This window comes from Methylocystis sp. H62, assembly GCF_015709515.1.
Lineage (GTDB): Bacteria > Pseudomonadota > Alphaproteobacteria > Rhizobiales > Beijerinckiaceae > Methylocystis.
In genome coordinates this window covers 48,321-67,770 of record NZ_JADNQZ010000045.1, presented here as the reverse complement: position 1 = coordinate 67,770, position 19,450 = coordinate 48,321, and the positions used below count along the sequence as shown (strand labels likewise).

Here is a 19,450-nt window from a genome sequence, read left to right as displayed (position 1 = left end):
CGTCGGCGTGACGTCGCTAACTTTCATTGCTTCCCAATCTCCACGCGCCCCCCCGCGCTCGTCGCGCGAAGGCCCTTCTTGTACATCGCTGCGACAATCGCCGGCGGCTGCGTATAGGCGCCCGCCGTTTGGGCGCGGAGGCGAAAGGCGAAGCGGTAGGCTCCCTTCGGCAGCGAATCATAGGCGTAGAACACCCGGTCATCGCCAAAGGCGACCCATGTCGGCTGCAGCGTCGGCGCCATTGAGGGCTGCGCTTCGGCGGGCGCCGTGGCCAGATTGGGATTGAGCGGCTCGAAGCCCGCGGCGAGCGGGATCGAAATCGCGATATGCGTGCGATCCTCGGGATTGACCACTTCCGCCGTCTCTTCGATGAGGTCGCCCTGCTTCACCTGCAAAACGCCGTCGCGAGCTTCGATCTTTTCTGGGGCTTTGCCGCTTTCGATGCGCCAGCCCTGCCGCGTGATCGTAAAGCCGTCGCTCGTCGCCTGCGCCTTTGCGCCCGGCTCCGCCGGCATGTAGCTTGTCTCGATCATCGCGACGAGCGGCGTGTTGGAGCCGTTGGCGATCTTCAGCGGCGCGTCGCTGCTGGAGACATGGCGGACGACCGGCGTATTGGCGTCGAGCGTCAGCGCGCGATCCTGTCCGCCATCGTTGAAGGTCACGCCGATCGGCGCGGTCGGCCGCCGCCACCCCTCGGCCAGCGCTTCGATCGCCGCGGCGTCAGCGTTGGTCGTTCCCCAGCCGTCGCCTTCGCCCAGCCGCAGCAGCGCATCGCGCAGCGCATTGGCGCGCGGATCCCCTGAGGCGGTGAGCGCCGCGGCGCGCACCATTTCGGCGAGGCTGCGAGTCTCGGAAGGCAGAATGATCGGCGAAGCGCTCTCCGCCGCCTGTCCGGCATAGACCTGCACGCCGTTGCGGCTGGCGAATTTCACGCGGCTCCACATCGTATCGATCAGCGCCGCGACAGCCCGCTGATCGACATTGGGCAGAAGCGCGGCGGCGGAGGCCATCTGCGCGACGCTGATATTGGGCAGGAAGTCGGCGCGGCGCGAAAATTCAGCGACATAGGAGTCGTCGAGCTTGCCGCCTTCAGCCAGCGCCGAAAGCGCCTCGACGCGCTCGCGCAATTCATCGCCCGACAGCAGTCGCGGATAATCCGAGCGCAATGACAATTTCAGGATATTGGCGAGACGATCCAGTAGCGTCTTGTCGATCGGCTCGCCGGCGCGTTCCGCCCGCGCAAGGAAATCATAAGACCAGGCGGTCAGCGAGACCGTGCCGCGCGAACGCGGCCAGAAGGCGACGAGCCCGTCGGCGTCGATCGACTGGTCGATGATCTGCGCCGTCGATTTCACATTGGCGGAGACGCGATCCTCGAGCCCCGCCGCGGCGAGAATCGGCCCGAAGCTCTTGAGCGCAAGTCCGCCGCGCGCGAGCGACAGCCGTTGCTCGGTGCAGCCATAGGGATATTCGACAAGCGCGTTGAGTCCGGCGACGAGCTTCACGATCGACGGATCGGCGGCGACGATCGTCTCGCGCGAGAAACTGCCCGGCCGCGCCTGCGCGCCAGCAGGAGCAATCGTCTTGGTTTCGCCGGGCGCGATCTCGACCAATTCGAAGCGTCGCGTCGCTTCGCGATCTCCCTTCACCGGCAGAGCGATCTCGACCGCGTCTTTCGCATGGTCGGCATCGCGCTCGATGCGGAAGCCGAGCGTCGCGTCGCCTGAAAGCCCAGCCGGCGCCGCAGCGCGCAGATCGACGCGCACCGGCTTGTTCTGCGTCCATTCGATTTTGCGGCTCGTCTCGCCCGAGAGCGTCAGGGCCGGCGCCGTAATCGACGCCTTGCCTGCGCCGCCGGGCCCTTCGACGATACGCGCGACAAGACCGATGTCGAAAGCGTCGCCCGGTCGGATGAAGCGCGGCAACGCCGGCTGCGCGACGAGCGCCTGACGGATCAGCAGTTCGCCGCCGGCCGCGCCGAAACGGTCCGGTCCGCTCACCGCCTTGGCGCGCAGCTTGAACACAGTCAGCGTATCGGGAAGCTGCACCTTGATTTTAGCGACGCCGTCGGGGCCGATCTTCACGCTCGGCAGATAGATCGGCACGGGCGTGAAATTCTTGCGCACGGAAATATTGTTCTCGGCGCCCCATTCCTGCAGGTCGTCGCCGTCGCCGCCGGCGATCTCCTCCAGCGGAATGTCGCCGAAAGCCATGTTGCGCGTGTCGCGCGCCGCCATTTTGGTTTCGCGCTCGACGATGAAGTCGGGCAGGGGATCGAGCGGTCGTTCCTTTGCGAGCGACAGCACCGCCTGATCGACCATCCAGAAGGTCGCTTCGCCGGATAGCGGCTTGCCGGCGTCGTCGGAAAGCCGCAGGGCGACCTCGACCGCGTCGCCCGGGCGCGCCTTGGCCGGATGGTCGATCTTCACATTGACGATGTTCTTGACCGGCGTCACCTCGACCCATTTCGTCGCCGCGATGGTGACAGGCTTGCCCTGATCGAAACTCGCCGTCGGTTGCGGCGGCGCATCCTTCAGGCGTCCGCGCATGATCAGGAAATGCACGGCGAGCTTCGGCGTCTGCTCTTTCCTGACCGGCACGGCGTAGCGGCCGAAACCGTTGGCGATGTCGACGAACTCATAGTCGTAGACGCCGTTCGGTTGCTCGACGATGGCGAGCGCGCGGGCATTCTGGAACGGCGACTGAATGATGAGCGTCGCTGACTCGCCGGGCGCATATTTGTCCCTGTCGGTCGTGATCGTCGCGGATTCGGCGGGCGGCCGCGCGAAGGTGACAGGCGTATCGCCGCCGACGAAGAAGTCGACGCTCACCTGCTGCCGGCGCTTGAGCCTGTCATAGGCTTCTAACTGCACGACATAGACGCCGGCGTCGCGCGTCGCCAATTCGACTTTCTGCGCCTCCTTGGCGCTCGTCACCTTGCGTTCGATCAGGACGTCGTCCTGCGTCTGCGTGACGTATTTCGCCGCGCCCTGCGCGAAGTCGGACGCCTGCAGCGTCGAAATCCAATTGCGCTTGATGAGCCGCAGCGTCATCTCGAGGCCGACGACCGGCTCGCCCTTGCCGTCAATGGCGATGAGCTCCGGCGTCACGGCGCCGGGGCGCTCGACATAGCGCGGCGTCTTCACGCCGAGCACGAAGGGCGGCAGCGCGATGACGTTCTGCACATTGCGCACTTCGATGCCGTCGTCGCCCGTCACCGTCGCTTCGATCGAGTAGCGGCGCGGCTGCGCCGTCGGCTCGATCGCGGTGTCGAAGGTCATGCGCGCGGCGCCGCCGGCGTCGGTGCGTTGATCGCGCTCGAGCACGGCGGTCGATTTGAACTTGCCGTCGCCGGAGAAGCGCGCGTCGGTCGAAAACAGAAAGCCTTCGCGGCCTGGCGGCGTGAAGACATGCGGAAATTGCGCGGCCCGCCATTTGACGGGACGCTCCGCCGCAAGTCCGCCAGCGAAATAACGGGCGAGAAGATCGACGTCGAAGGTCCCGTCGAGCGCAACGGTCTGCGGCGCATTGAGCACGACCTCAAACGTCGGCAGTCGATAGGCTTCTTTCTTAAACGTGAACTGGCCGCAGGAAATGTCCTGAGCGGGCTCGGCGGCTTCGTTATCTCCCTCGACCGCTTCGTCCGATTCGGCTTTCTGCGCTTCGGCCTTCTTCGCCTTTTTCGGCGCATCCGGTTCGAACCGCGCCGAATAGTCGCCCGTCGCCTGAGTTTGCGCATCGAACTTGTGATAGAAGCCGCCGGCTGCGTCGAGCTTCACCGGAATGCGCCATTCCTGATTGGCGGGCCCTGTCACGACAAGCGTTCCGCCGGTCTTCGTCAGGCTGAGGGCGCCGCCGCGGTAGCTGCGCACGAAGCCCTTGATGTGCGCGAATTCTTCCGGCCGATAAATGGGCCGCTCCGAGAAGAGATGGCAGAGCGTGCGCGGCTTTTCGGCGCGCGGCTGGTCAGCCTCGCTCGTCCAGGCGAGCCATTCCGATTCCGGCTTCGACCAGATTTCCCGCGAATATTCCGATGGCGCGCTGTTGGGGTCGATGACCAGCGTGTCGAGCCCCTTGTTGGCCACGATGCGGCGCGCTTCGCCGGCGCCGCGCTTGTCTGGCGTCCAGGAGAAGAAGCCGGAAGCGTCGGTCGTTCCGCTCGCGAGCGTGACGAATTTTTCGTCCTTGATCCCTTCGACGCGGATTTGCGCGCCGCTCACGGGCTGCGTCGTCGACAGCGACGTGACCGCGAAACGCACCCGCGTCGGCTCTTCGATGGCGGACAGCGAGAGATCGGTGATCTGCACGCGCAGCCAGCGGCGCTTGTCGTCATCGACGGCGCGCAGACCGACGAGATAGGTTCCCGGTTGATCGCGACCGCTGACCTTGGCGAAATCCTCCTTCAGGTCGACGCCGAATTTCGCATCGGGGCCATTACGGCGGATCGGCAGATCGACGAGCCGCGACACCGCGGGAGATCCCAGCGACTTGACGCGCTGCTTGATCGCCTCCGCCTCGATGTTGGCGATCTCGCTCCAGGACTTCGGCTCGTTGCCGGGCAAGGGCGGCGCGTCGGAATCGCTCGTGTCGACGCCATGCGCCGGGAAGGGAAAAAAGTCGCGCGACAGCGGATCGATGGCGTGGATGCGGATGTCGGCGCGGTCATAGCCGCGGCCGCGCAGCGGCAGCAGTTGCGGGCCAAAACGCTCGGCGACGCCATAGCCGGCATCCCATTGCAGCGCCGGCGCGTCGCGGGTGAAGGCGAAGCGCTGCGAGAAGGCGTTCGCCAGCGCGCGTCCTTGCGAGTCTTTCAGCGCGCTTGCGGCGATGGAGAGCTCGTAAACCTGGTCCGACAGGAACTTCGCGACGATGCGCAGCCGCCTGCCGTCGATCTCGACGGCAAGATCGTCGACGGGCGGCGTGATCCGCAGCGCCTCGCGCGCGCGCAGAATGTCGATCGTCTCGGGCGTCGCATTAAAGGAGAGTGTGAGCTGCCGTTTGCTCGCCGGCGCATAGGGGATGGCGGCGGCGTCGCCTTCCTCTTCGCTGCTCTCGGGCGTCGTAAGATAGGATGCGCAACGCAACACGTTTTCGGCGCGGTCGTCGTTCCAGCCGTGGCCGCAGCTGGCCTCCGTGGCCGCGAAGGGCGGGGCGGTGCGCAGCCGCAATTCATAGGTCTGGTCGTCGAGTCCGGCTTCGTCGGAAAGCCGCAGCCGCAGGATGGCGACGCGGCCGTCGGCGATCCGTTCACGGAAACGGATGACGTAGGTCTGCTCCTCGGCGCGCTCGCCCCGCTCCAGCGCGCGGATCTCATAGGCGGAAGCGCTGAGCAACTGTCCGCCTTGCGGCGAAACGCCCGGCGCGGGACGAATTTCGATCGTCAGCAGCCGCGTGAGCGCGGCGACGTCGACCGGCTCGGCGAAGGTGAGGGCGATCTGCGTCAGTTCGAGCTGCGGATCGGCGCCCTCGGCGGGATTCGTGGAACGCGGCGTCGGCAGCAGCGCGACGAGTTTAATCTCCGTCGCGCCGAGCTTCACGTCGACGCGCGATAGCGGTTTCCAGGCGTCGGCGGGACGAAATTGCAGCGCGCGCGGACCGAGCCAGCGCCATTCGCCGGTGGGCTGCGGCGTCATCGCCACATATTTTTGCGGCGTGTCTTCCGCGCCGCCGGCCTTCGGCCCCGTGTCGCTCGAAAAGAACACCGTCACCGGATCAAAGGCGCGCAAAAACCGATCCGGCGCGACGCGCGCGCCATCGGCGCGCTGCGCGCGATCGAACACGGGCGGGGCCTCGGCGTGCAGCGGCGCCGTCGCGGCAAGGAGCGCGCAGAGAGAGAGAAGCAGAATGTTTTTCATCGCCGCGCCTTTCGCAATCATTGCGCCTTGCTTTTCTTCATGCCGGCTTTGTCGAGCAGTTCCGCGACGATCTCCGCCGGCGGCGCGTTCGCTGGCGGCGACAGTCCGACGATCGCGACGCGAATCGTCGTCGCCGGCGCGTCGGCGGGCGTGCGCGCCTCGATAAAATACCGGCCGGGCGAAAGCGTCATCGTTTGCGCGACGCCGTCGCCGAGCGTCTTGCCTTGCGCATCCATGAGCCGCGCGCTGACTCGGTCGGGTTCCGCGCGCACGCCGAGGCCGATGTTGCGCGCGTCCTTCACCTCGAAGCTGAAGAGCGCGCTCGCGCCGGGCGAGACCGCCACCGCGTCGTTCACGCCTTCATGCGCCTCAGTAACGGGCTGCGTCGAAATATCGAGCATGCCGGACAGTGCGCCTTCGTAGGGCGCGTAAATGTCGAGCGTCGCGTCGCCCGGCGTCATGTAGCGATGAAGATCGACGCCATTGGCGAAAGCGAGCGTCTCCCGCCTGCCATTCTGCGTGAAGCCGACGATCGCCGGCGCGCCGCCGGTCGCTCTCAACAGCGCCGGCTTGTCGCCCTTGATCGAAAAGCGCATCGCCGCGCCCTCTAACGCCACGCGCTGCGGCGGATTGAGCGCGCGCGCCGAGACCGCGGACCAGGGCGTGGCGCCGGCGCGCTCGATCCAGAAGGCGACGAGCCCGGGTCCATGTTCGATGATCGCTTCGCCCGCCCCATCAAGCGCAATGTTCTCGCCGCGTGAAACACGGCCGCTGTTCGATATGACCGTCGCCTGCGCGCCGCTGACGATCAGCCTGTCGTTTTGCTGCGCGTCGAGCGGCAGTACGATTTGCCCCGCAGCCGGGAAGAAGCGCGTAAATGCGCGCGTTGCGCCGAGCCGTCTGTTCTCGCCCGGCTCGCGCGCGATGCGCGCCGGCAGCGGCGCTTGCGTCATGTTGACGAGAAGCACGCGCGATTTGACGCCGTGCAGAATGCGCGACGTGGCGGCGCCATCGCTGAAGACGACGCGCGGCTGCGCGAAGGCGGCGAGCCCTCGGGCGAGATCGAGCGCGAGCGGCCCGGCGGCTTCATCCATATCAATGGGTAGCGCGCTCATCGGCGGGACGATTCCCGAAAACAGCGCGCCGCCTTTGATCGCCGGCAGCGTCTCGACGTCAATGGCGCCAAGCGCGACGCGCATCGGCGCGCTGCCTTCACCGTTCCAGAGCGCGAGCGGCGTGTCGCCGGCAAGCGCCAGCGCCGCGCCCTTCGCCACGCCGACGCCGCGTCCGCCATCAAGCGCCGGCTGCGTAAAGGCGGATCGCGCGAGCCATAGACGCAGCTTGCCGGCGGCTGGCGCGAGCGGAACGAGATGCGCGCGCTCGCCTTCGCCGATGTCGAGCGAAATCTCGGCGCCCTTCCAGTCGAAAGCGGCGACGCCGACCGGCGACGCGCAGTCGCCGCGCCCCATCAGCCACAGTTCTTGCGCTTGCGGCGCGAGCGGTCCGGAGCGCGCCGCGCGCAATAATGTTCCCGCCATCGAGCCGGCGGCGATGTCCTCCTTCGACGCTAACGTTACGAGGGCCGCGTCGGGGGTTGCGATCTTGGCGACGCAGACCCCCGCGACGCCGTCGACGGGGTCAAGCGCGACTTCGCCAAGCTTGCGCGCACGGCGTTCGACGGCGCGCGCGGCGAGCGTGATTGGCGCGTCTTCGCCGCCGATCGCCCAAACGACCGCGCGCAGTTCGACGTCGCCGGCCGCAGGCCAGGCCGCAACGGGCGCGCGTCCGCGCTCGACGCCGATCGCACGCCATTTGCCGTCGGCGTCGCGCCGTTCGATCGAGATCGCGACGTCGGCTTCGGAGCGCGCCGCAATGAGCGCGAGACTCGCCGAGGGAGCAGGCGGCAGAGAAAGGATATGTGCGCCGGCGCCGTTCAGCGTCTTGTCGCCCGAGAGCGCCAGTGCGCCGTCATTCTTCTCGGCAGGCAGCGCGAGGCGAAGCTCGACGCCGCTGAGAGGCGCATCCTCGCTTTCCGCGACGTCCCCTTCGCTGGAAGGTTCTTGCGCTTCCTCGCTCGGCGCTTCTTCAGTCTCCACTGGGGCGCTTGGCTGTGCGCCGAGTCGTTCGAGTTCGAGCCGGTAATTTCCCGCTGGCAGCCGCCGCGACAGCGCGACATTCCAGTCATCGGCGCGTGGCTGCAGGCGCTCGATCACGTCGCCCCTACCGTCTTTCAGCACGCCGATTGTTTCGATGTCTCCGAAGCTCGCAAGGTCGACGACGCTGTCCTTCGCCAGCGCGAAATCGACGTGCGTCGGCGGCTGAACCGCGCGTGGCGCATCGGGCTGCAATTCCTTCGAGTCGAGCGAAACGTCGTAATCGAGGCGATCGTCATGGGCGAGGCTTCGCGCCTCAACTCGATAGTCGCCCGCCGACAGCTTCGATTTGAACGGCCTGCCCGCAGCGACTTTGCCGACGCTCTCCTTCTCGCCTTTGAAAATTTCGCCAATCATGCCGTCGCCGATCGAAAGATTGATCTCGGCGTCGCCATGGAGCGCGAAGCGCCAGACGTCGGGCGCGCGCGGCGCATCGCGCGCCTGCGGTTCGCGCCATTGCAACCTCTGGGCTTTGCCGAAGGGCAGGGGATGCGGACCATGCCCTTCCAGCGCCGTCGCGGCGACGATCGGCGTCAATCGCGCGACCATCCGCGCTTCGACGTCTTTCGGCATGACGACGAGCCGATAGACGCCTTTCTCGAACCGCCGTGTGACTCGCTGCATTTCGCCCGGCGCCGCGAGCGGCCAGCCGTCGGCGTCCTCCAATCTCGCGCGCCATTTCTGTTTCACGCCGAGTAGCTCGATGCGATAGTCGCTCTCGCGCGTGATCTCGATCGGCACGATCGCGCCCCTGCCGGAATCGAGGGTCGCGCGCGCGATTCCCGTATCGACGAGTTTCGCCGTCGGCGCGAGTGTCGCAGGGGAGACGGCAAGGCCGAGATGGCCGGCGGAGTCTTTCGCGGTGACAGCCGCGCGATAGGCGCCGGCGCGCAGAAAGGCCGTCACCAGCGCATTGTCGCCGGGTCCGTTTGCTTCACCCTCGCCGAGCCGCGGCGAGACGTTCGCGCCGACGCGCAGCGCCGTCTTCATGCGCCCCAGCGTTTCGACTCGGAAAAGCCCGCCTTGCGCGACGTCGAAGCGCAGACGCTTCGTTTCGTCGCGGGCGAGATCGAAGAAGGCCGGACGCGCGACTGAGGCTGAAAGTGGGGTGGACGCAGGCTTGCCTGCTTCATCCATCTTTGCCGGCGTCGGTTCGGGAACGAAGATGAGTCCGAGCGCGCGCGGCTTTTCCGCGGCCGCGATGTTTATCGTCGTCAGACGTTGCGCGTTCTCTTCCTTTGGATCGGCGAAGCTCAGCGCGACGTCGGCGCCATGCGCATCGCGCGCAATCGCCTTGCCGGTCTTGGGAAGCCGCACCGGCAGCGCGACGTCTTTGCCGGCGTCCTGCCAGAGCGCCAATGGCGCCTTGTCGAGTTCAACGGGAAGCGCGACGACGCGCGGGCCGGTTAGGAGTTGCGGCGCGACATTCGCCAAAATCAGATAGGAGCCGTCCCTTTCGAGAGTCTGCGTCCCGAAGGAAATAGTGGAGCGCGAAGGCGCCGCCGCAGGCGCTGCAACAGAAAGTCCGGGCGGCCCGAGCGTCACGTCGATGACGCCGCCGGAATCGCCTTTCGGCTCGAGCTTGAGAAAATAATAGCCCGCCTGGAGATCGTAGCGCGCCGGGTTCTTTCCATCTGCGCGGGGCGCCAGCGCGCCAAGCGCCGGTTCGATCGAAGCGTCGACCTTGACGCCTTTCGCATCGATGGCGACGAGCCCGTCGCGCGTCGCCTCGAAGAGAATCGACGTCGGCCCGAAGAGATTGAACTTTCCCCGCCACGCCTTTCCGGCGCCGATGCGCGGCGCGTCCGAGGCGATCACCCGCGTCTTGCCGTCCTTCTCGATCCGCGCAAAGAGCGCCGTCGCCGGCGCTTCGTCGCCGCCGTCGCCGGCAAGATCGACGCCGACAAGATGCGGACCTGACGCTTCGAATGTTTCGCGGTCGGACTGACGTAGACCGCGCAGCGTGAACGCCTGACCCTCGTAGCCGGAGACTTCAAGACGCGCGTTTGTCTTGCCGTCGGACGCCAGCCTTACGTTTGCGGACGGCGTGCGGCTGGTCTTCGAGATCGTCGCGATTTCTCTCGATACGTTGCGCCGCGCTTCAAGCCGCGCCGGCGTCGTCTGCGCGAGGTCGAGACGGAAAGCGTCATAGCTTGCCGGCGCGTCGAAACGCTCGGCGCCGAAGGGGCCGATCACGCCCTCGGCGACGCCAGCCGCCAGCAGCGCCGGCGCGTCGAGCCGCATCAGGAAGGGCTGCGCCGCATCGCCTTGCGCCCAGACCAGCTTCTCGCCGCCATAGGCGGTGACGACATAGCGGCCCGGCTCCAGCGCGCCCTCGACACGCAGCCGAGTCATCGCGCGGCCCGGCTTTGTCTCGACCGTCTCCTGCTCGAAGGCGAGATCGACGAGTTCGCCGTCGCTACGCCAGACGCGCAAGTCGCTGAGCGCCCGGCCGATCGCTTCAAGGCTCACGCGACCCTCTGCGCCGACGTCGAAGGAATAGGAGCGTTGCTGCAGATCGCCGAGTTCACCGCTTTGGATGCGCCCTGGCGCGAGCGTCGGCTTCGACGGGCCGGCTTCGACGAACGCCTGCGCGAAGAGCGCGGCCTTGCCGCTCGCGCCTTTCACGCCGAAAACCCGTAGCTTGTAGACGCCCTTATCGAGCAGCGCGTCGATGCGTCCGTCGCGCAGGCCGGGCGCGCCGCTTGAGTCGAGCGGGCCGGCGATCATGTCGACGAGTTCGATGCGCGCGCCGGAGGGACTTTTTGCACGAATCGAATAGCGGCCTGGCGCCGGCACGGCGATGAGGCTCGCCCCGTCGCGATCCGCCGCCAACTCGCCTGGCGTAAAGCTGATCGAGCTTGGCTTGGCTCTTGTCTCGGCGATGGCGTTCTGCGTGGCGCGCCACAACGGCTGCGCAAAATACGCCGCAAAGGCGGCGACAAGAGAAAACGCGATCCGCCGCATGAGCGCACCGTAAGCCAGCGGCGGACTTGCCGGAAAGGCCGCGCCGCCGCTGGAGTCAAGCATAGGCCGCGCGCCGCGCCTGAGTCGAGAGCCACGCGCCTCTCGTTGCGCCGACGATTCGTCCATGCCGCTGTCCCACGCGCTTGTTTGGCCGGCGCCATTTGGAGCCGACGGGAATATCTTTTAGGTTAGGTTCTGCGTCTGGGGATTGCGCGAGCGCACATCAAAACCAGGGAAGTCGGCATGCGTCGGTCGCTATTCGCCTTTGTTCTTTTCGGCGCGCTCTCCTGCGCTCAGCAGGCGGCGGCGATAAAGCTGACGCTCGCCTACCCGGCGGTGCTGCGCGCGGGTCCAGAGGAGAATTATGCGGCGATCACGACCGCGCCGGCTGGGACGGAGGTCAAAATCTTGCGCGACGATCCAAGCTGGACGCGCATCGCCATCGACAAGAAGCGTTTTTTTGTCGCGACCCTAGAGCTCGTGTTCATGTCGTCTAGGGTCACCCAGACGTCCGGCTGCGATTTCGGCTATCCCTATTCGGGCAGCACGCAATATTTTGCCGAGCCGCTGACGGAGCTGCGCCACAGCTGGCCGCTGGGCGAACTCCTCGGCTCTCATAACCGCTTTCCTTGCTAGATCACAGGCTGTCGCCGGCGCGCGCCAGTTCGACTTGCGGCGACCGCGTTCCCGTATCCTCGAACTTCGCCCGATAGACGACGAAATTCTCCATCACCCGCTGGACGTAATTGCGCGTTTCGGTGATCGGAATCCGCTCGACCCAGTCGATCGGATCGACATTGGGCTTGCGTGGGTCGCCATAGGCGTCGATCCATTGCTTCACCCGACCGCCGCCGGCGTTGTAGGCGGCGAAGGTGAGGAGATAGGCGCCCCGATATTCGCCCAGCAGAATGCCGAGATGCGCCGCGCCGAGCTGAGCGTTGAAGGGCGGGTCGCTCAGCATCCGCGACATGTCGAAGCTGACGCCGCGCATAAAGGCGGTGTGCCGCGCCGTCGAGGCGATCATCTGCATCAGGCCCATGGCGCCGGCGGAGGAGACGGCCTTGGGATCGAAGGCGCTTTCCTGGCGCGCGACGGCGAAGACGATCGAACGGGACGCGGAGCCAGGAAGCGCGTTGAAATCGGGAACGCCGTAGGCGGGGAAGGCGACGTCGTCGAGCGCGATTCCCCTATAGGAGGCGGCTTTGCCGAAAATGAGCGAGAGTTTCGCGTCGCCCTGGCGCGCAATGACCTCTCCGAGCGCCGCGACCTGCGCCTCGTCCTGCAAATATTTTGCGCTATCGAGCGCAAGCGGCGCCGCGACCTCCTTCTGGCCCACGGAGAACAGCAACTCCGCGACGCGAACCGCTTCGGCTCGGCTGTCGCCCGCGGCGGCTGTCGGCGGCGGGCGAAGCGGGCGCTCATCGGCGCCGAGGCGGGAATTGGCGAGCTGACCGTAGAACGTCGTCGAATGCGCAGCCGCCTGGAGATAGAACTTGCGCGCTTTGGAGTCGTCCTCGGCGTGCGCGGCTTCCGCCGCACGTCCCAGCCAATAGTACGCGCGAGACTTTTGCAGCGGAGTCTCGGCGACCTGCGCAAGCCGCGTGAAATGGCGCTCGGCCTTGATCGGGTCGTTCAAGAACCGCAGGGCGATCCAGCCGGCGTTGAATTCAGCGTCGACCTTATTGCTGGTCTTGGCGGCGGCGTGATCCGCGCAAAGCGTGTAAGCGGTCTGCGGATCCCCCTGGTCGAGAAGCTTGCGGGCGACGATGCGCCGCTCTTCCCACCAAACGTCGCCGTCGACGACCTTCTCGATGTCGCGCGGCGCATTGCGCAGCAGCGCGCCCGCTTCAGCGAATTTCTTGTCGTTACGCAGCTTGTGCACGCGTCCGTAAAGCAGTCCGGGATCGTTCTGCACAGACGCCGGCAAAGAAGCCGCCAGCTTTTCGACGCCGGAGATGCGCGCGCGGGCGAGCAGCGTGACGTCCTTGCCGGCGAGCTCGGCGGTGCGCAACGCGAGCGTGTTCTTTCCAGCGTAGAGCAGACGATCGGCGCGGAACTTGTGATCGGCGGGGGTCAGAAGCTCGCCGAGCTCCTTATTGAAGGTCGTGTCGAACCCCTGTCCGATATCCTCGTTGCGCCAGGCGTCGCGCGCCAGCGCCGCCGCCGATTCGAAATCGCCTTCGCGTGCGATCGCCCGCGCCAGGGCATATTTGCCAAAGCCGGTGAGCGGCTTGTCGTCCGCGAACCAGGCCAGCACGCTCTTGTCGGCGTGGCGCTCGGCGACGAGCGCCTGCTCGCCGCGACGACGCAACCAGTCGCCGGCGGGCCAATCGGGGTGAGCCGCAAGGAATTCGGCGATGCGCCTGAACCCGGCTTCGTGGGCATGAAGCCGAAGGCCGGTCCAACGCGCGGCGGCCTCGGCAAGCGGCGCATGGAGCCGCGACGCGGCGTCGTCGCCTTGCGCGAAATCTCCGGACCTGTATGCGGCGACCGCCTGGGTGAAAACCTCGGCGTCGTCTCCCAGCAGGGCGGCGGCGGGATGCGCGAGCGCGTCGACGTTGAGCCGGTTCTGCGCAGGCGCATAGGCGACGATCGGCGGCAGCGCGCCTTCATCGGCGGCAAAGAGCGAATTTTCCAGAGGATGCGCCGCCTCATCGTCGCCGCGTTTGCGCTCGACGAATTCGCGCACTGTCTCCTGCAACGTGCCGACCCGCGAGCGCCAGGCGCCGAGACTGAAGGGAATCGACGGCGTCCAGCGCGAGGCGGTTTTGCGTTTCGCCTCGCCGTCGCCAAGACGGTCAAGGCCGGTGAAAGCGGGCGCCGCAATTACGAGGGCGGCGATGCCGACCGTCAGTTTGAACCGTGTCGCGACGCGTCGAGGCAACATCATCAGCGCGTTTCCCTACTGGTGTGAAAAAGCTGCGCTCATTTGGTTTACGAAGGGTCAACTTCGCGCGCCGGCTGTCTTCGACCTCTCGTCGTCTCCCATTATCGCGTGGGGCTTATAGCACAGTGTCGGGCTTTATAAGTGGGGCTTTCCTCGACGCAGCCCAACCGCTATGAAGGGCGTTCAATCCTAGCGACGCGATTACGGCGGCTCTGAGGCGTAGGGAAAGCTTTGATTCTATGAGTGGAAAGCCGATTTTTCATGGGTCGATGACGGCCCTGGTCACGCCGTTTTCCCATGGAGAGGTCGACTATGACGCCCTGCGCGCGCTGATTGACTGGCAGATCGAAAATGGAACGCATGGCCTCGTGCCCGTCGGCACCACGGGCGAGAGCCCGACGCTGAGCCATGAAGAGCATGGGCGCGTCATCACCGAGACGATCCGCGCCGCGCGCGGGCGCGTGCCGATCGTCGCCGGCGCGGGCTCGAACAACACCCGCGAGGCGATCGCCATCGCTGGGCATGCCGAGCGCGCGGGCGCCGATGGGCTGCTCATCGTCACGCCTTATTACAATAAGCCCAATCAGGAAGGGCTATATCTGCACTTCAAGGCGATCAACGACGCCGTCTCGATTCCCATCATCATCTACAATATTCCGCCGCGCTCGGTCATCGATATGAGCGTCGAGACCATGAAGCGCTGCGCCGAGTTGAGGAATGTCGTCGGCGTGAAGGACGCGACCGGCAACATCGGCCGCATCTCGCTGCAACGCGCGGCGATGGGGCCGGAATTCATCCAGCTTTCGGGCGACGATCTCACGGCGCTCGCCTGCATGGCGGCGGGCGCGCATGGGTGCATCTCGGTCGTCGCCAACATCGCGCCGCGGCTTTGCGCCGATCTGCAGAACGCCTGTCTTGCCGGCGACTACGCCAAGGCGCTGGAGATTCAGGACAAGCTGACGCCGCTGCATGTCGCGACTTTTGTTGAGGCCGGCGTCACGGGCGCAAAATACGGGCTGTCGCTTCTGGGCAAGGCTCAAGAAGAGGTGCGTCTTCCTCTGGTGCCCTGCACGCAACCCACTAAGGATCGCATACGCGCGGCGATGATCCACGCCGGCGTGCTCCCCGCCTAAGGCGCCAGAGTCGCGTCTCTCCTTCATCGAGACGCTTTGAGGAAAATCAGTGGCCGCAAAGCCGGATCCGAATTTCAAAGTCGTCGCCGATAACCGCAAGGCGCGCTACAATTACGAAATCGGCGAAATTTTCGAAGCGGGGCTGGCGCTGACCGGCACTGAGGTGAAGTCGCTGCGCACGGGCAAGGCGACGATCGCCGAAAGCTACGCCCATGTCGATCGGCAAGGCGAGGCGTGGCTCGTCAACGCCAACATTCCCGAATATCTCGCCGGCAACCGCTTCAACCATCCGCCGAAGCGGCCGCGCAAACTGCTGCTCAAGTCGCGAGAGATCGCCAAGCTCTCGCAGGCTATTGAGCGCGAAGGCATGACGATCGTGCCGCTGAAGCTCTATTTCAACGCCAAGGGCAGGGCCAAGCTGCAAATTGCCCTCGGAAAGGGCAAGAAGCTGCACGATAAACGCGAAGTCGAAAAGAAGCGCGACTGGAGCCGCGAAAAAGGCCGGCTGTTGCGCGCGCGCGGCTGACCCCGACCTACAAAAATTCGGCGCCCCGATATCGAGACGCCGAACCTCTGGTGTTCCGTCGGGACCTTGCCGTCACTCGCCGTCTTCCTCTTCGGCGTGAGCGGCTTGCGGTGCGGGGCGAGGACGCTCCTGATACCGCTGCATGCGCTCTGCGCGCTCGCCCGGATCGCGGCCGATCTTGCCGACAAGATGGATAAGGTCGATGAATTCGTCGGCCTGCCGACGCAATTCGTCGGCGATCATCGGCGGCTGGGTGGTGATCGTCGAAATGACCGAAACCCGCACGCCGCGCCGCTGCACGGCCTCGACCAGCGACCGGAAGTCGCCGTCGCCGGAGAACAGAACCATGTGGTCGATATGCCCGGCCATTTCCATGGCGTCGACCGCGAGCTCAATGTCCATATTGCCTTTAACTTTGCGGCGGCCGAGCGAATCGACGAACTCCTTGGTCGGCTTGGTCACGACCGCATAGCCGTTGTAATCCAGCCAATCGATCAGAGGACGGATTGACGAATACTCCTGGTCCTCGATTAAGGCAGTGTAGTAGAACGCGCGGATGAGGCGGCCCTTGCCCTGGAATTCGCGGAGCAAGCGCTTATAATCAATATCGAATCCGAGCGATTTCGCGGTCGCGTATAAGTTCGCGCCGTCAATGAACAACGCAGTTCGTTCGATATCTGCCATCTTAGTCTCACGGTCGGGTTAAGGTGTTAACGCGGGCGGCGCCGGCTAACGCCGTCAACCCGCAGTTTCGGCGTTTCGCACAATCTCAACGTCCGGCGCCTAAATTAACAAATCGCGACTGAGCCGTTCTCGCTGCATTCGCCGGCTAATCACAGCCATCTTTGAAAAGCGCCGCACGCATCTCTAGCAAATACATCGCCTCTCCATGTCGCAGCGTCAAGAGGAACTGCGTTTTTTTACGGGGCCATGAGTGGGCATTTTCTAGAAAAAATCCGCTCAGCAGCGTCAAAAAAAATCGCCCGCGCGTCTAGAACCAAGAGATTATTGCCTAATTTTCCTAATTGGCGTATCAGCGCTACTCCCGAACCGAATGGAGCTTGACAGCAGATGGCGCGCGTTACTGTCGAAGATTGCGTCGACAAGATCGAAAATCGCTTCGACCTTGTCCTTCTCGCGGCGCATCGGGCGCGAAACATCTCCTCTGGTCAGCCGATCCTCGTCGATCGCGACCGCGACAAAAATCCTGTGGTCGCCCTGCGCGAGATCGCAGAATCGGCGCTCGCGCCGGAAGATCTTTCCGAGGATTTCATCCACTCGCTGCAGCATCACGTCGAAGTCGACGAGCCGGAGGCCGAAGCGGCGCCGGCCTTGACCCCCGCGGTCGCTGGCGAACTCGAAGTCGAGGGCCCCTTCGACCGGATGACGGAAGAAGACCTGCTGCGTGGTCTCGAAGGGCTTGTGCCGCCCGCAGAGGTCGAGGACGAAGCGGAGTAGGTTCGCCCGATCCCGCTGGCGGGGCGTTCGCGACGCGTCTCCGCCGCGACGTCTCCTGCCAGAGCTGCGCATTCGCGCATCGTCGCCGTTGGTCATGGGCGTTGGTCATGGTCGTTGGTCATGGCGGCCGGCGTGCGCTATTCTCGCTCAACACACTCGCCGCTCCGGCGCCGCTCGCTTGCCTTTTGCGTGGAATTTACGCTTGGGCGGCGGCCGGGTCGGCGCATAACCAGTCATTGGCGCCACGCGCATGATGCGTCAGTACGAACTTGTTGAACGCGTGCGGAAGTATAACCCGCGCGTCGACGAGGATTTGCTAAACCGAGCCTATGTCTACGCGATGAAGGCGCACGGGGCGCAAACCCGCGCCTCCGGCGACCCTTATTTTTCCCATCCGCTCGAAGTCGCAGCGATCCTCACCGATCTGAAGCTCGACGACGCGACGATCGTCGCGGCCGTTCTGCACGATACGCTCGAAGACACCGACGCCACGCGCGAAGAGATCGACCGGCTGTTTGGCGAACAGATCGGTAAACTCGTCGAGGGCCTGACCAAGATCGAGAAGCTCGATCTCGTCACCAAGCAGGCGCGGCAGGGCGAGAACTTCCGCAAATTGCTGCTCGCCGTCGCCGAAGACGTGCGCGTTCTGCTCGTCAAGCTCGCCGACCGCCTGCACAACATGCGCACGCTGCATTTCGTCCCGCAGGAAAAGCGCGCGCGCATCGCTCAGGAGACGCTCGACATCTACGCGCCGCTCGCCGGCCGCATGGGCATGCAGCGGCTGCGCGAGGAGCTCGAGGGCCTCGCCTTCCGGCATTTGATGCCGGAAGCGCATCAGACCATCGAGCAGCGACTGCACGATCTGCGCGCGAAGAACGGACGCATCATCAAGCGCATCGAGGACGAACTCACCAAGGAGTTCGAGGCGCGCGGCATCACCGCGGCGGTCACCGGACGCCAGAAGTCGACCTTTTCGGTGTGGCGCAAGATGGAGCGCAAATCGATCTCCTTCGAGCAATTGTCCGACATCTTCGGCTTTCGGATCATCGTCGGCGCGGTGGAAGACTGCTATCGCGCGCTCGGCGTCGTGCATACCAAGTGGCCAAACGTTCCCGGCCGCTTCAAGGATTACATCTCGACGCCGAAGCAGAACGACTACCGCTCGATCCATACGACGGTGATCGGTCCCGGCCATCAGCGCGTCGAACTTCAGATTCGCACCGCCGAAATGCATGAGATCGCGCGCTTCGGCATCGCCGCGCACGCGCTCTACAAGGATGCGGTCGGCGCGCATGGCCGCGAGCAGCTCGCCAAGGAAAGCCGCGCCTTCCGCTGGCTGCAGGAAACGCTCGATCTCCTCGCGCATGGCGACAATCCCGAGGAGTTTCTCGAGCATACGCGGCTCGAACTGTTTCAAGATCAGGTGTTCTGCTTTACGCCGAAGGGCGGATTGATCGCGCTGCCGCGCGGCGCGACGCCGATCGATTTTGCCTACGCCGTGCACACGAAGCTCGGCGATTCAGCCGTTGGCGCGAAGATCAACGGGCGCGTCGGCCCGGTGTTGTCGCAGCTCAAAAACGGCGACGAGGTTGAGATCATCCGCGCCGAGGGGCATGTTCCGCCGGCCGCCTGGGAGGGCGCGGTGGCGACCGGCAAGGCGCGCGCCGCGATCCGACGCGCGACGCGCGACGCGGTGCGCCAGCAATATGCCGGGCTCGGCCGCCAGATCGTTGAACGCGCCTTCGAGCGCGCCGGGCGCGTGTGGAGCGAAGAGAAACTGAAGGCGGCGCTGACCAGGCTCGCGCGGCCGTCGGTCGAAGACGCGCTCGCCGCCGTCGGCCGCGGCGAAATCTATTCGGGCGACGTCGTCAAGGCGGTCTATCCGGATTTCAGCGAAGAGCGCAAAGCCGGGCCCGCCGCCATCCGACCCGGCGAGCCGGGTTGGTTCGGCGTCAAGGCGAACGCCAATGTCGTCTTCAAGGCGCCCGGCGCGAAAGACGATGGCGGCGGCGCGATTCCGATTCGCGGGCTGCGCGGCGACGCGCCGGTGCGATTTTCGCCGGACGGCGGCGCCGTGCCGGGCGACCGCATCGTCGGCATATTCACGCCGGGCGAAGGCATCACCATCTATCCGATCCAGTCGCCCTCGCTCACCGCCTTCGACGACCAGCCTGAACGCTGGCTCGACGTGCGCTGGGATATCGAAGCCGGCTCTTCGGCGCTGTTTCCCGTCCGCATCGTCGTGACGGCGCTCAATGAGCCCGGTTCGCTCGGCGCGCTGGCGACGCTCATCGGAGAGACCGGCGCCAATATCGACAACATCAGCTTCAAGGCGCATTCGCCGGATTTCCGCGAAATGACCTTCGATCTCGAAGTCGCCGATCTGAAACATCTGAACGGCGTCGTCACGCGGCTGCGCGCGAGCGCTTTGGTCAGCAAGGTCGAGCGGATGATTGGGTAGCTAATTGGGG

Annotated in this window: 9 protein-coding genes; 5 read left to right on the top strand and 4 right to left on the bottom strand. The window is 65.4% G+C overall.

Going from position 1 to position 19,450, the window contains the following annotated elements:
• Nucleotides 1–23: 23 nt before the first annotated feature.
• Both IYY11_RS05295 and IYY11_RS05290 read right to left on the bottom strand, forming a co-directional pair.
• On the bottom strand, nucleotides 24–5,876 hold the full coding sequence (locus tag IYY11_RS05295) for an MG2 domain-containing protein (RefSeq protein WP_196402958.1): 5,853 nt from the start codon (nucleotides 5,874–5,876) through the stop codon (nucleotides 24–26).
• A complete protein-coding gene (locus IYY11_RS05290) occupies nucleotides 5,873–11,038 on the bottom strand; it encodes a hypothetical protein (protein WP_246719645.1) in 5,166 nt (1,721 codons plus the stop codon). The genes IYY11_RS05295 and IYY11_RS05290 overlap by 4 nt, the downstream gene beginning before the upstream one ends.
• Nucleotides 11,039–11,218: 180 nt before the next feature.
• On the opposite strand from IYY11_RS05290, the gene IYY11_RS05285 reads away from it, so the two are divergent.
• Complete coding sequence (locus IYY11_RS05285; protein ID WP_196402956.1) at nucleotides 11,219–11,611, top strand: SH3 domain-containing protein; 393 nt, start codon at nucleotides 11,219–11,221, stop codon at nucleotides 11,609–11,611.
• A gap of 1 nt (nucleotide 11,612) precedes the next feature.
• Here IYY11_RS05285 and IYY11_RS23250 read toward each other — a convergent pair whose 3' ends face one another.
• Nucleotides 11,613–13,865, bottom strand: a complete 2,253-nt coding sequence (locus IYY11_RS23250) for a lytic transglycosylase domain-containing protein (RefSeq protein ID WP_196402955.1) — start codon at nucleotides 13,863–13,865, stop codon at nucleotides 11,613–11,615.
• Nucleotides 13,866–14,101: 236 nt separating this feature from the next.
• On the opposite strand from IYY11_RS23250, the gene dapA reads away from it, so the two are divergent.
• Together dapA and smpB are read left to right on the top strand one after the other, a co-directional pair.
• Nucleotides 14,102–14,995, top strand: a complete 894-nt coding sequence (gene dapA, locus IYY11_RS05275; RefSeq protein WP_196402954.1) for a 4-hydroxy-tetrahydrodipicolinate synthase — start codon at nucleotides 14,102–14,104, stop codon at nucleotides 14,993–14,995.
• A gap of 49 nt (nucleotides 14,996–15,044) precedes the next feature.
• Nucleotides 15,045–15,521: an SsrA-binding protein SmpB gene (smpB, locus tag IYY11_RS05270; protein WP_018409713.1), complete on the top strand. Its 477-nt coding sequence runs from the start codon at nucleotides 15,045–15,047 to the stop codon at nucleotides 15,519–15,521.
• 72 nt (nucleotides 15,522–15,593) lie between these two features.
• Here smpB and IYY11_RS05265 read toward each other — a convergent pair whose 3' ends face one another.
• The gene (locus IYY11_RS05265; protein WP_196394703.1) at nucleotides 15,594–16,205 is read right to left on the bottom strand and encodes an NYN domain-containing protein; all 612 of its coding nucleotides are present in this window, start codon (nucleotides 16,203–16,205) and stop codon (nucleotides 15,594–15,596) included.
• Nucleotides 16,206–16,592: 387 nt separating this feature from the next.
• Between IYY11_RS05265 and rpoZ the strand changes: the two genes are divergently transcribed.
• Together rpoZ and IYY11_RS05255 are read left to right on the top strand one after the other, a co-directional pair.
• A complete protein-coding gene (gene rpoZ, locus IYY11_RS05260; protein ID WP_018409711.1) occupies nucleotides 16,593–16,979 on the top strand; it encodes a DNA-directed RNA polymerase subunit omega in 387 nt (128 codons plus the stop codon).
• A gap of 250 nt (nucleotides 16,980–17,229) precedes the next feature.
• The gene (locus tag IYY11_RS05255) at nucleotides 17,230–19,440 is read left to right on the top strand and encodes a bifunctional (p)ppGpp synthetase/guanosine-3',5'-bis(diphosphate) 3'-pyrophosphohydrolase (RefSeq protein ID WP_196402953.1); all 2,211 of its coding nucleotides are present in this window, start codon (nucleotides 17,230–17,232) and stop codon (nucleotides 19,438–19,440) included.
• Nucleotides 19,441–19,450: the final 10 nt, after the last annotated feature.

Coding starts and splice junctions, on each gene's coding strand:
- IYY11_RS05295 (WP_196402958.1), bottom strand. CDS start 5,876: ATGATTGCGAAAGGCGCGGCGATGAAAAACATTCTGCTTCTCTCTCTC.
- IYY11_RS05290 (WP_246719645.1), bottom strand. CDS start 11,038: ATGCTTGACTCCAGCGGCGGCGCGGCCTTTCCGGCAAGTCCGCCGCTG.
- IYY11_RS05285 (WP_196402956.1), top strand. CDS start 11,219: ATGCGTCGGTCGCTATTCGCCTTTGTTCTTTTCGGCGCGCTCTCCTGC.
- IYY11_RS23250 (WP_196402955.1), bottom strand. CDS start 13,865: ATGATGTTGCCTCGACGCGTCGCGACACGGTTCAAACTGACGGTCGGC.
- dapA (WP_196402954.1), top strand. CDS start 14,102: ATGAGTGGAAAGCCGATTTTTCATGGGTCGATGACGGCCCTGGTCACG.
- IYY11_RS05265 (WP_196394703.1), bottom strand. CDS start 16,205: ATGGCAGATATCGAACGAACTGCGTTGTTCATTGACGGCGCGAACTTA.
- rpoZ (WP_018409711.1), top strand. CDS start 16,593: ATGGCGCGCGTTACTGTCGAAGATTGCGTCGACAAGATCGAAAATCGC.
- IYY11_RS05255 (WP_196402953.1), top strand. CDS start 17,230: ATGATGCGTCAGTACGAACTTGTTGAACGCGTGCGGAAGTATAACCCG.